Source organism: Neopusillimonas maritima (genome assembly GCF_003576595.1).
Classification (GTDB): domain Bacteria; phylum Pseudomonadota; class Gammaproteobacteria; order Burkholderiales; family Burkholderiaceae_B; genus Neopusillimonas; species Neopusillimonas maritima.
Genome location: NZ_NQOU01000001.1, coordinates 420,221 through 432,071, shown reverse-complemented (window position 1 = coordinate 432,071; position 11,851 = coordinate 420,221). Strand labels below are relative to the sequence as shown.

General features: G+C 53.9%; 12 protein-coding genes. 10 read left to right on the top strand and 2 right to left on the bottom strand.

The features are described from left to right. Positions 1–15 precede the first annotated feature (15 nt). Both CJO09_RS02145 and radC read right to left on the bottom strand, forming a co-directional pair. A complete protein-coding gene (locus CJO09_RS02145) occupies positions 16–282 on the bottom strand; it encodes a type B 50S ribosomal protein L31 (RefSeq protein WP_114419726.1) in 267 nt (88 codons plus the stop codon). Positions 283–442: 160 nt separating this feature from the next. After that, complete coding sequence (radC, locus tag CJO09_RS02140) at positions 443–1,144, bottom strand: RadC family protein (protein ID WP_119440880.1); 702 nt, start codon at positions 1,142–1,144, stop codon at positions 443–445. A 51-nt stretch (positions 1,145–1,195) separates the two neighbouring features. On the opposite strand from radC, the gene CJO09_RS02135 reads away from it, so the two are divergent. From CJO09_RS02135 to CJO09_RS02095, 10 genes are all read left to right on the top strand, one after another. Further along, positions 1,196–1,672 carry an FKBP-type peptidyl-prolyl cis-trans isomerase gene (locus CJO09_RS02135; RefSeq protein WP_119440879.1) on the top strand — a complete coding sequence of 159 codons (477 nt, stop codon included), beginning with the start codon at positions 1,196–1,198 and terminating at the stop codon, positions 1,670–1,672. Then, entirely contained in the window at positions 1,672–2,640 is a 969-nt protein-coding gene (gene ispH, locus CJO09_RS02130; RefSeq protein ID WP_119440878.1) for a 4-hydroxy-3-methylbut-2-enyl diphosphate reductase, read from the top strand. The genes CJO09_RS02135 and ispH overlap by 1 nt, the downstream gene beginning before the upstream one ends. Then, positions 2,640–4,076, top strand: coding sequence for a YdgA family protein (locus CJO09_RS02125; RefSeq protein ID WP_119440877.1), 1,437 nt, complete (start codon positions 2,640–2,642; stop codon positions 4,074–4,076). The genes ispH and CJO09_RS02125 overlap by 1 nt, the downstream gene beginning before the upstream one ends. 81 nt (positions 4,077–4,157) lie before the next feature. After that, entirely contained in the window at positions 4,158–4,325 is a 168-nt protein-coding gene (locus CJO09_RS15625; RefSeq protein WP_174233142.1) for a hypothetical protein, read from the top strand. Positions 4,326–4,334: 9 nt separating this feature from the next. Next, complete coding sequence (phbB, locus tag CJO09_RS02120) at positions 4,335–5,078, top strand: acetoacetyl-CoA reductase (protein ID WP_119440876.1); 744 nt, start codon at positions 4,335–4,337, stop codon at positions 5,076–5,078. A 35-nt stretch (positions 5,079–5,113) separates the two neighbouring features. Next, entirely contained in the window at positions 5,114–6,055 is a 942-nt protein-coding gene (locus CJO09_RS02115) for a phosphate acetyltransferase (protein WP_119440875.1), read from the top strand. 15 nt (positions 6,056–6,070) lie between these two features. Then, complete coding sequence (locus CJO09_RS02110) at positions 6,071–7,252, top strand: acetate/propionate family kinase (RefSeq protein ID WP_119440874.1); 1,182 nt, start codon at positions 6,071–6,073, stop codon at positions 7,250–7,252. Between the two features lie 3 nt (positions 7,253–7,255). Next, on the top strand, positions 7,256–7,585 hold the full coding sequence (locus tag CJO09_RS02105; RefSeq protein WP_119440873.1) for a cation transporting ATPase C-terminal domain-containing protein: 330 nt from the start codon (positions 7,256–7,258) through the stop codon (positions 7,583–7,585). 22 nt (positions 7,586–7,607) lie between these two features. Beyond that, a complete protein-coding gene (locus CJO09_RS02100; protein WP_119440872.1) occupies positions 7,608–10,622 on the top strand; it encodes a hybrid sensor histidine kinase/response regulator in 3,015 nt (1,004 codons plus the stop codon). Position 10,623: 1 nt separating this feature from the next. Beyond that, positions 10,624–11,820, top strand: coding sequence for an EAL domain-containing response regulator (locus CJO09_RS02095; protein WP_119440871.1), 1,197 nt, complete (start codon positions 10,624–10,626; stop codon positions 11,818–11,820). Positions 11,821–11,851 lie beyond the last annotated feature (31 nt).

Here is an 11,851-nt window from a genome sequence, read left to right as displayed (position 1 = left end):
GCGTTGCCGCTGATATCAGGCGCCTTTTTTCAGGGTGCCGGTAGTGCGGGCAAAGCGGGCGCGGAATTTCTCGACACGGCCGGTTTCCACAATACGTGTTTGTGCGCCAGTGTAGAAAGGGTGGGATTCCGAAGTGACTTCGCACTTGAACAGCGGATAGGTTTTGCCGTCGATCTCGGTTGTTTCACGAGAGTTCAAAGTTGAGCGCGAAATAAATTTGTTGCCCGTTTGTTGGTCTAGAAACACAACTTCGCGGTATTCGGGATGAATGCCTTCTTTCATGATGAAATTCCTGATAATTAAAATTTCGGGTCGCCAGATGGATCTTGCTCCTATTTTCAGGGGCAGCCAACTACGTATCCAGGGTAACCATTAATTTTAGCATGGCCGTTATTTTAGGTCGAGCGCTTTTATGATGTGTCTATCATGTAAGGGGTACGGTTTATACCTGTCCTTGTTCAGCCAGCGAAATTGCTTGTGTCGGCGTCACAATCAAGTGATCAAGCAAGCGGATGTCGACCAACGCAAGTGCGTTTTTCAAATGTCGTGTCAGGGCAAGGTCGGCTTGACTTGCTTCGGTTACACCTGATGGGTGGTTGTGTGCGAGGATCAAGGCGGCGGCGTGATGATGCAGTGCCGATTTAACTATCTCGCGCGGGTAAACCGAGGCTTGCGTTAACGTCCCTCGGGAGACTTCTTCACTTTCAATCAGGCGGAATTGGCTGTCAAGGTACAGTGCCATGCAATGTTCTATTTTGCGATGGCCGATGGAAGCCGTGCAATAGAGTTTTACGCGTTCCGGCTGATCCAGTGCCCGCCCATGCTGCAACTCTTCCTGGAGTGCGCGTCGGTTGAGTTCGTTGATTGCAAGTAGCTCACAGGTTTTGGCCTGACCCAGTCCGGTCATTTCAAGCAGGGATTTTGAGTCGGCGCTTAATAAGCAGCGTAATCCGCGAAAGTGTTCGATCAGTTGTTGACCCAGCGTAACGGCATCACAGCCGCGAATACCTGTACGCAAAATAATGGCGAGCAGTTCGGCGTTGGTCAGGCTATGGGCGCCGTGGGTAAGCAAACGTTCACGTGGTCGCTCCCGGCTTGGGGCGCTGTTTGGCACCGGCCGGGGCCGGGTTAGGCGATGTGTCATGGGAGGCTCTAAAATAGTCAAATTAATGAAGACCTTTAACGGTGACAGATTTTGACCTCCTCCTCTGACTCAGTGAACGTTTTTGTCCAATCGGGCTCTTACCTGACCTTGCATTATCGAATCACAATTATTTCCGGCCCGGGCAAGGGGTCGGTGTTTGCCGATACGTTCAGCGGCAATCCCGCCACCTTGCAATTAGGCATGGGGCAATGGTCGCCCAGCCTGGAGCAGGTTTTGGTTGGGCGAGCCGAAGGTGCCGAGTTCTCTGCAGAGATACCAGCGGCACAAGCCTACGGAGATCGCAACCCCGAGTTGATCCAATGGGTGGGGCGCAAATTGCTCGATCAGCACTCCGAGCCGGGCATGCAGTACGAGCCGGGTGATATTGTTACTTTTACCTCTCCCGAGGGGTTGAAGTATTCGGGCGTTTGCAAAGAGGGTCGGGATGACGCTGCTTTGTTTGATTTCAACCATCCGCTGGCGGGTGCCGACCTGCGGCTGGATGTTGTGCTGTTGGGGGTAATGTGATGATTGAGCAACCGGATTTGTCGGCAACTGAAATTGTTTTGGCGCAACCGCGTGGCTTTTGTGCCGGTGTTGATCGTGCAATTGAAATTGTCGAGCGTGCTCTCAAGCTTCACGGCGCGCCGATCTATGTGCGCCATGAAATAGTGCATAACCGGTTCGTTGTGAATGATCTGCGTGAGAAGGGCGCTATTTTCATCGACGAGCTGGATCAGGCGCCCCAGGGCGCGATTGTGGTGTTTTCCGCACACGGCGTGTCGCGGCAGGTGCGCCAACAAGCTCAGGACCTGGGCTTGCAAGTTTTTGATGCAACATGCCCATTAGTTACCAAAGTCCACGTGGAAGTGGCCCGTATGCGCCAGGCAGGGCGTGAAATTATCATGATCGGACACCGCGGACATCCTGAGGTTGAAGGTACATTGGGTCAGGCCGATGGTGGCATGTATCTGGTGGAAACGCCCGAGGACGTCTGGGCGCTGGAGGTTTCGAATCCTGAAAATCTTGCTTTTGTCACGCAAACGACTTTGTCGGTTGATGATGCTGCAAAGGTGGCCCAAGCTTTGCGTTCGCGTTTCCCCGGTATTGTAGAACCCAAGAAAAGTGATATTTGTTATGCCACTCAGAATCGTCAGGATGCCGTCAAAATCATGGCGCCCGAGTGCGATCTCGTGCTGGTGGTGGGGAGTGTGAATAGCTCAAACTCGAACCGGTTGCGCGAGGTGGCCGAAAGAGGCGGCGCGCAGGCCTATCTTATTGACGACCCCGATATGATCCAGTCTGAATGGCTGAAAAATGCCCGGCGGGTTGGCCTGACAGCCGGGGCATCTGCGCCGGAAGTTTTGGTGGAAAGTGTGGTGGCCAGATTAAAAACGCTGGGGGCGGTTTCCGTTCGCACGCTGCCCGGCGTAGAGGAAAACGTGGCATTCCCTCTGCCCAAGGGGCTGTCGTTGAAAACCACACAAGGATCCTGATGAAAGTCTTCAAATTTTTCCTGGCTTTTTTGGTTGTTGTCGTTGCGCTGTATGGTGCGTCGTCCTGGTACACGGGGCGCGAGGCACAAGCGTTGATTGAGCATGAACTGGCGCAAGCAAATGAGCAGGTATTAAAAGCAATGGGGCCGGAGACCGGTGTACAGGGTGTGCAGATCCGTATCCGAAGCTATGATCGCGGCATTTTCACGTCGCAGGCCGAATATGAGATGCAGTGGCGCGACGAGGATGAGGATGTTGTCAGTTATGTATTCACTGATAATTTGCAACATGGCCCTTTCCCGTTAGCTGCTTTGCAGCAGGGGCACTGGGCGCCCGCGTTGGCATTTAGCGAAGCGCGTTTGCAAAAAACCGAATCGACCGAGACCTGGGTAAACAGCCTTGACGGCGCCGCGCCCATCGTTGTTCGCACCTTTGTCGGCTTTGGTGGAACAGGCGTTTCAAACTGGGTTTTTCGCGAAGCGAATTTTAGTGAGCCGGATGGCAGCAAAGTCTTTTTCAGCGGCGGGCAGGTCGATATTCGTTTCAGCGATCATTTTCAGTCGCATGTTGCCTCCGGCGATTTCGACAAGCTTGAGATGACCGATGTGTATGGCAGTGTCATGGCGCTGGATGCGATCTCGCTTGAAAGTGAAAATGTCCTTTCACAAAGTGGCGAGCGCACTGTAGACAGTACGGTGAAGGTGGAACGCATTGGTCTGATTGAGCCTGAAATGCAGAATATTGTGCTGAGCCAGACGCGGGTGGTAGTGCAGGCAACACAAGTCGAGGGGTTGCTAACCGGTCAAGTTAGCTACGGCGCCGACGCGGTCGAGTTTGGCGACGCTCCTTTGGGGTCTGTCGTTGCCCAAGTGTCGGCCGACCAGTTGAACATGGCGGCACTCACTAAGCTGGTACAGGAATATGACGCCATGCGGTTGGAAGACACCGGCTCAGGGGAGGGGTTGCCGCAGCTGGATGACGACCAGGCACGCCGCCTCAGGGCAAATTTGTTTGAGTTCCTGGGCAATCAGCCCGCATTGGTCCTGGGGCCGCTAGTATGGACCAACTCACAAGGCCAGGCACGCATTCAACTGGATGCCGATTTCGTTGAACCTGATCAGGCCTTGCTTGATGCACCTGCCGATCAATTGTTGTTGGCTGTATTAGGTCGGTTGCATCTGGACGCCGAAATTGAAAAGCCGTTCTTTGAGGAGCTTTTCATACAGTTAAGCGACGAAGAGCGGCAACGCGCGTCGGCGATGGCAAGAATGGTGTTCGATCTTTATGCCGGGCGCCTGAGTCGTGCGGGCTTGGCCGTGTATGAAAACAACACGTTGAAAATGAATGCCTCCTACGAGGAGGACACCATTCGGTTGAACGGCGAAATGGTTGGGCTGACGGAATTTTTGCAGCGTCTCTTCCAGGGCGTGCTCTGATTTGTTTTGCTTGCTTGCCACAATGTCACAATTTGACGTTACCATCATGCCTGATCAATGGCAGGCGACGGGAGGGGCGTGATGTTTTTTCATAACAATACCGTACTGATTGTTTTTGTAATCGGTGTGATTTTGCTGATTATCGGTTTTGGTCTGCGTGACCGCAATCCTGGCATGGTGCTGCTGGGCATCGGCCTTTTGGCAACACTTTACGCAGTGGTAAAGAAAGCAATTGAGCTCTTTTCCTAAGGATCAGGTATGACGAAAAGAACGGCTCTGGTAACAGGGGGTATGGGGTGTTTGGGCGAAGCAATTGCCAAAACGCTCCATGATGCCGGGCATACGGTGTGGGTCACGTATTTTCCCGGGCACGAGGAACCTGAGCCATGGCTTGGCCGCTTACGCGAGCAGGGGTACGAATTTCGGGCTGTAGGCGTCGATGTGTCTGATTATGAGTCTTGCCGGCAATGCGCTGAGCAGCTTGCCGCCGACGATGTGAAAATTGATATGCTGATCAATAATGCCGGTATTACACGCGACTCATCGTTGGGCAAAATGAGCAAGAGCAATTGGGATGCCGTGTTGCGAACCAACCTTGATTCGGTTTTCAACATGACTGGGTTGTTATATGGCGCCATGGTTGAACGGGGTTGGGGCCGTATTGTAAGTATTTCGTCGGTTAACGGCAGCAAAGGCGCGTATGGCCAAACCAATTACTCGGCCGCCAAAGCAGGTATCGTTGGGTTCACCAAAGCCCTGGCCCTCGAAGTGGCGCGTAAAGGTGTTACGGTAAATGCCGTGTCGCCGGGATACCTCGATACACCTATGGTGGCTCAAGTGCCCGAAGATGTGCTTGAGTCGCAGGTGTTGCCTCAAATTCCTATGGGTCGTCTGGGCAAGCCGTCGGAAATTGCTGCATTGGTTGCGTTTATGTGCAGCGAGCCCGCCGCTTTCATGACTGGGGCGAATGTCGCCATGAATGGTGGTCAACACATGTATTGATCATTGCGCCGCATAATCTTTGTGAAAGGTCTCAGATGCAGCAAGGCAATTCCCGTTATCAGGTTTTTATAGATCGTGCTGTATCAGAAGGAACCACGCTGGTTTGTGCCGTAGCGCACCCTTGCGATGATGTGTCTTTGGCGTCAGCGGCCTCAGCAAAACAGCAGGGAATTTTTGAGCCGATTTTGGTGGGGCCTAGAATCCGTCTGGCCAAAGCAGCGAAGAGGCTTGGTCTCGACCTGGACCAGTTTCAGGTGCGCGACACCCCCCATAGCCATGCGTCGGCTGATGTGGCTGTTGATTTGGTTAAATCGGGACAGGCGGCGCTGCTCATGAAAGGCAGCTTGCACACCGACGAATTGATGCATGCGGTGTTGGGAATACAAAGCGGGTTGCGCACAAACCGAAAGCTTAGCCATGTGTTCATGATGGATGTGCCCGGTCACACTGAATTGCTGTTTATTACCGATGCCGCCATTAACATTTTTCCCGATCTTGAGACCAAAGCCGATATTGTGCGCAATGCCATTGAGCTGCATCATGCGCTGGGGTTGGGCAGGCCCAAAGTTGCGATTCTGGCGGCTGTTGAGCAAATTAATCCCAGGATGCCCAGCACAATTGATGCCGCCGCTCTGTGCAAGATGGCCGACCGGGGGCAAATTGAGGGGGGCGTAATCGATGGCCCCTTGGCGCTTGATAATGCCATCAGTCCTGATGCCGCGCGTATCAAAGGCATTCACTCCAAAGTTGCAGGGTATGCCCAGATTTTGGTCGTGCCCGATCTTGAAGCCGGTAATATGCTGGCCAAAAACCTGACTTTCTTATCCGGTGCCTTGGCCGCCGGTGTGGTGGTGGGCGCACGGGTGCCCATTATTCTCACCAGTCGGGCGGATTCCGAACAAACACGGTTGGCCTCGTGCGCGGTTGCGGTGTGTTACGCACGTTGGTTGTCGGGCAGGAAATTGCCCGCCACTTAACAGGTTTATAACGCCATGAATCCGCTATTACTTGTTGTTAATGCCGGTAGCTCCAGTTTGAAATTTGGCGTTTATGAGAGCGACGGCAACAAGATGTTGGATTTGACATACTCGGGGCAGGTTACCGGTATCGGTTCGACCACGCCTCATTTTCGCGTTCGTAGTTCTGATCGTCCCCGACTGGTAGATCGGGAGCTTGACACGCACGAGGTGTCTTCACTCGACCAGGCGCAGGCTTTGGTCTCCGACTGGTTGACACAGAACCTGAAGCGCGACCCCGATGCAGTCGGCCATCGCATTGTGCACGGCGGCCCAAACTATCACGACAGCGTTCTGGTTACGCCTGCGGTGCTTCAGGAGTTGGAGGGGCTTGCATCGTTGGCACCTTTGCATCAACGCAATAATTTGCATCCGGTACATGTTATTGGCCAACGCCACCCGTTATTGCCGCAAGTGGCTTGTTTCGATACCGCGTTTCATCGCGGACATCGCGACGTAGTCGAGCGCTTCGCCATTCCTGAGCATTTTTTCCAACGAGGTGTGCGCCGGTATGGGTTTCATGGTCTTTCCTATGAATACATTGCCGGCCACTTGAAGCGGCATTATCCGCAAGAGGCTGACGGACGGGTGATCGTGGCGCATTTGGGGTCGGGTGCTTCGGCTTGCGCAATGAAGGCGGGCTTGAGCGTTGAGACAACCATGGGTTTTACCGCGCTCGATGGTTTGCCCATGTGCACACGGCCCGGGCGTCTGGATGCCGGGGTTGTGCTTTGGATGATGGAACAGGGGATGACCCATGAGGACATACAGCATGTTCTTTATTATGAGTCGGGTTTGAAAGGGTTATCGGGGCTAACCGATATGCGCGAGTTGTTGGCAAGCGATCAGCCGCAGGCGGAGTTGGCCCTGGCTTACTTTGCTTATCGGACAGCGGAAAGCATTGCCGGGTTGTGCGTTGCGCTGGGCGGATTGGAGACGCTTGTATTCACTGCCGGTATTGGTGAAAACTGCCCGGAGATAAGAGCGCGGGTTTGCCGGCATCTTGAGTGGTTGGGGCTGACGCTCGATGGGCAGGCCAATCAACGCAACGCTTCAAGCATTGCGACCGGCGAGTCCGCCGTTTCTGTTTTGGTTGTGCCGACGAATGAGGAGTGGGTCATCGCCAACAAGACACTGCGGGTTCTGACGGGGGCCTGAATCATGACAGCCCGCACGCTGGCGGTAAATGCCGTGGTATTTAGCGAAATGTTCCATCTCATTAATAGCCGCCGCATCGACTCTTCAGTATTGAATCGCGATGGACTACTGGGAAGTCCTCATTGCCTGGTCGCCATTTTGTTTTGTATTTTGTTGCAAATGGTATTTACCTATGTACCATTGATGCATACTGTGTTTTCTTCGGTGGCCTTAACCTGGGTAGACTGGCTCAAGGTGTTATGCGTAGGAGTGATGGTGTTTTTTATTGCGGAACTCGAAAAATGGATTACCCGTCGGTTTTTTAGACGGACACACGTGGCAAAAATGCGTTAGGCCTGTTTGAAAAAGAATATCGATGATAATAAAAAATACTTCAGCGGTTGTGATCGCCGTGCTGATGGCAGCCATTTTATGGCTGGATTCCATAACGCATTTGGGCCTGACAGTGGGTGTTTTATATGCGCCGGTCGTGTTATTCACGATACAGGTCAGGCGGGTCGGTTTTACCCTCGCGGTCACGCTGGTGGCTGCCTTACTGGTTCTGCTGGGGGCGTGGTTTTCGCCTCCTGTGGTTGAGGGATATCCGCAAGAGTTCGCCTGGTTGAACCGAATCATGTCGATTGCAGCCATTTTGGTTACCGGCTGGCTGGCTGTTGTGCGTGTTCGGGCAACGCAAGCGTTAACAGACTCACACAAGGCATTGGTCGATGCCCGACAAACCCTTTCCGACCAACGTCATTTGCTTGAGGTGGCGGCCTCAGCCGGCGGGTTGGGGGGGTGGTCTGTCGATTTGCAAACGGGGGTGGTGAGTTGGTCTGACGAGGTGGCGCGCATACACGGTAAGGCCCCCGGCTATAACCCGGCTTCACTTGACGAAGCGTTTTCGTATTATGCGGAAAGTGAGCAAGCGTATTTACGCAGCACAGTTCAAAGAACCCTCAGCACAAAAGAGCCCTTCAACGTTGAATCGTGCATTGTTTTGTCAGACGGCCAAACCGTATGGGTTCACGCATCAGGCCGGGCGGCTATGAACGCCGACGGCGACGTTGTCAAAATCGAAGGCGCGTTGCAGGACATCACGGCAAGAAAAATCGCAGAGCAGGCTTCAAGGGTCAGCTTGCAGCGCTTCCAGCAATTGGCGGAATCCATGCCTATTACTGTCTGGACGGCCGCTGAAAATGGCGATATCGAGTATGTCACCCCCTTGTTTTTTGAGTATGCGAACGTTGCCCATCGGCGTCTTGAGAAAGATCAATGGCAACATTATGTCCACCCCGACGATATGCCGTTTGTGCTTGAGGTGTGGCAACGTGCCTTGCAAACTGGGGAACCGTATGAGGTTGAAATGCGTTTGCGCCGCGCCGACGGCGAATACCGCTGGCATTTGGCGCGGGCCGTCCGGGTTCGCGATCAAGTCGACGGCACGCTTAAATGGTTCGGCTCCCTGACCGAGGTCCACGAGCAACGCAGGGTGGCGCAGCAAGCACGCGATTTGGCCACACGGTTGTTTAACACATTGGAAAGTATTACCGATGCGTTTTTTACGGTGGATACCGAGTGGAATTTTACTTATTTGAACGGGCAAGCCGAGAAACTGCTCAAGCGCGACCGCGACGAACTGATCGGCCGCAATATATGGGTTGAGTTTGCACCGGCCCGGGGAACGACGTTCGAAGTGGAATATCGTCGCGCGATGAAAACGGGGCAGCCCGTCGTGTTCGAGCAGTTCTATCCGCCGCTTGAAACCTGGTTTCAGGTTCACGCCTATCCTTCCCAGGAAGGGTTGGCTGTTTACTTTCAGGACATGACCAGCAGTCATAATGCGCTGGCCCATTTGCGTTTGCTTGAAACGGCCGTGTCGCGCCTTAACGACGTGGTCATTATTACCGAAGCCGAGCCGATTAATGACCCTGGGCCGCGCATTGTCTATGTTAACGACGCATTTGTTCGTCGAACGGGGTACAGCCGGGAGGAAGTCATTGGCAAGTCACCCCGCATATTGCAGGGTTCGGGTACCTCGAGGGCCGAGCTTGATCGCATTCGCCAGGCGATACAAAATTGGCGCCCTGTGCGAGCCGAATTGCTGAACTACACCAAGGCAGGCGACGAGTACTGGATTGAGATTGACATCGTGCCCATGGCCGACGATACCGGTTGGTATACCCATTGGGTCGCGGTTGAGCGAGATATCAGTGAAAGAAAGTTGCTGGAGGATCGTGTGCGTCATTTGCAACGCATGGATGCAATCGGGCAGTTAACCGGCGGGGTTGCGCATGACTTTAATAACTTGCTGACAGTCATGGTCGGTAATGCCGAATTGCTGGTGGAAAGTCTGGATGACCGGCCGGAACTGTCAACATCGGCCAAAATGATTGCACAGGCGGGGTCGAAAGGCGCCGAGCTCACCAAGCGTTTGCTGGCATTTGCACGTCGTCAGCCGCTTGAGCCCCGGGCACTGAATGTAAGCCGGGTGGTCACCGACATGCAAAGTCTGTTGATACGCACCCTGGGCGAACACATTGAGCTGGAGTTTGTGATGGGGGCCGGTTTGTGGTCTGCTATGGCCGACCCCTCCCAGTTGGAGGACGCACTGCTGAACCTGGCCATTAACGCACGCGATGCCATGATGAGCGGAGGGCGCCTTACCATTGAGACCGGAAACGTTTGGTTTAGCAGCGATTATGCCCGTGAACACCCCGACCTCAGCCCCGGCCAGTATGTCATGATTGCAGTCTCCGATACCGGTTGTGGGATACCCCCTGAAAACATGAAACGTCTCTTCGAGCCTTTTTTCACGACTAAGCCTCGTGGTCAAGGGACAGGCTTGGGTTTGCCCATGATATTCGGCTTTCTCAAACAGTCGGGTGGTCACATGACGGTTTATTCCGAACCTGGTCAGGGAACCACCGTAAAAATGTATCTGCCCAGAACCACCGAGCAATGGGTTGAACCAATTGCCGCCGAGGTTGAAAGCACTCGTGGCGGCGGGCAAACCATCTTGCTGGTCGAGGATGATCATTTGGTGCGTGAATATGCCCGCTCGCAATTACTTGGCTTGGGTTATAACGTGGTGTGCGCCGAAGATGGAAAACGGGCGTTGGACATTCTTCGTTCCGACGCCCGCTGCGATTTGCTGTTTACCGATGTGGTCATGCCGGGGGGGCTAAGCGGCCGGCAATTGGCGGATCAGGCCAGGCTGTTGCGGCCTGGTCTAAAAGTGCTCTATACCTCCGGCTACACTGAGAATGCAATTGTGCATCATGGTCGGTTGGACGCCGGGGTACTACTACTGAATAAACCTTATCGTCGGGTGGAGCTTGCTGAGAAAGTTTGGCAGGCCTTAAGTGAACCAACGGGTCAGGAGCCCTGATATGTCCAATAATACGCGTCGCTTGTTGATCCTCGATGATGATCCGGGAGTGGGTCAAACTATCGAGCTTATCGCTCGTGCCAGTGGGTTTGAAACCCGGTTCACCTCGAGCCCGGACGATTTTTTTCAAGGTGTCGACGAGTGGCGGCCTGATCACATAGCCATTGATTTGATCATGCCTGAAATGGATGGCGTGGAAGTGCTTGCCAGGTTGGCTCAACGTCAGTGCGACGCACGGATTATCGTGACCAGCGGCGTGGATCACCGGGTACTGGATGCCGCCGGAAGATCGGCCACGGAGCGAGGCTTGAATATTGTGGGGGTGTTGCCCAAGCCGTTCATGCCCTCTGCATTGCGCAAGCTGTTCGACTTAAGTGAACCGTTAGTGATCACCGCCACGGGCGGACGCAAGGGTGGAGCGGGTACACAGGTTTATTCGCCCGACGCCGCTGATTTGCAGTCGGCTTTGGATCAAGACCAGTTTTTCGCCATGTATCAACCGAAAATTTCCTGTTTTAGCGGCGACCTGGTGGGGTTCGAGGCACTGATGCGGTGGAATCATTCTCAGCATGGTTTTATTCCTCCCGACCGGTTTATCGCGTCAGCTGAAAACACCGGCATGATCGATGCGCTGACCGAGCGCATGCTGGATATTAGCCTCAGTTGGTTTGCACCTCGCTATGCCCGTTCGTCGGTGCGTTTGTCTATTAATTTGTCGGCGCGTTCACGGCTCGATGATGCATTCGTTGACAAATTACTGGCACGCTGCACTGAAGCGGGGGTGCCGGCCGACCAGCTCATTTTTGAGTTAACCGAAACCAGTGCCATGGAGGATCCGGTTGCATCGCTTGACCTCTTAACCCGGATGCGCATGAAAGGCTTTCATCTTTCGATTGATGATTTGGGAACGGGCTTCTCCTCTTTGCTGCAACTGGTTCGTTTACCATTTTCGGAGCTTAAGGTGGATAAATCGTTCGTGATTACAGCGGCTTCGTCGTCGGAGTCGCGTCAGGTGATTCAGGCTATTGTGAGCCTGGGGCAAAGCCTGGGGATCCAGTCGACGGCGGAAGGGGTTGAAGACGCGCAAACTTTGCAGTTCCTGCGTGAAATTGGCTGTAATTTCGCGCAGGGCTTTCATATCGCGCGGCCCATGGAGCAAGATGCCGCAGCCAATTGGACGCACTTCACGTTACAGTGAACGCGTAAGGGTTGCAACCGGGGGCAATACC

What these genes read in the sequence shown, in the direction of transcription:
- CJO09_RS02145 (WP_114419726.1), bottom strand. Translation starts at nt 282, where the DNA reads ATGAAAGAAGGCATTCATCCCGAATACCGCGAAGTTGTGTTTCTAGAC.
- radC (WP_119440880.1), bottom strand. Translation starts at nt 1,144, where the DNA reads ATGACACATCGCCTAACCCGGCCCCGGCCGGTGCCAAACAGCGCCCCA.
- ispH (WP_119440878.1), top strand. Translation starts at nt 1,672, where the DNA reads ATGATTGAGCAACCGGATTTGTCGGCAACTGAAATTGTTTTGGCGCAA.
- CJO09_RS02125 (WP_119440877.1), top strand. Translation starts at nt 2,640, where the DNA reads ATGAAAGTCTTCAAATTTTTCCTGGCTTTTTTGGTTGTTGTCGTTGCG.
- CJO09_RS15625 (WP_174233142.1), top strand. Translation starts at nt 4,158, where the DNA reads ATGTTTTTTCATAACAATACCGTACTGATTGTTTTTGTAATCGGTGTG.
- phbB (WP_119440876.1), top strand. Translation starts at nt 4,335, where the DNA reads ATGACGAAAAGAACGGCTCTGGTAACAGGGGGTATGGGGTGTTTGGGC.
- CJO09_RS02115 (WP_119440875.1), top strand. Translation starts at nt 5,114, where the DNA reads ATGCAGCAAGGCAATTCCCGTTATCAGGTTTTTATAGATCGTGCTGTA.
- CJO09_RS02110 (WP_119440874.1), top strand. Translation starts at nt 6,071, where the DNA reads ATGAATCCGCTATTACTTGTTGTTAATGCCGGTAGCTCCAGTTTGAAA.
- CJO09_RS02105 (WP_119440873.1), top strand. Translation starts at nt 7,256, where the DNA reads ATGACAGCCCGCACGCTGGCGGTAAATGCCGTGGTATTTAGCGAAATG.
- CJO09_RS02100 (WP_119440872.1), top strand. Translation starts at nt 7,608, where the DNA reads ATGATAATAAAAAATACTTCAGCGGTTGTGATCGCCGTGCTGATGGCA.
- CJO09_RS02095 (WP_119440871.1), top strand. Translation starts at nt 10,624, where the DNA reads ATGTCCAATAATACGCGTCGCTTGTTGATCCTCGATGATGATCCGGGA.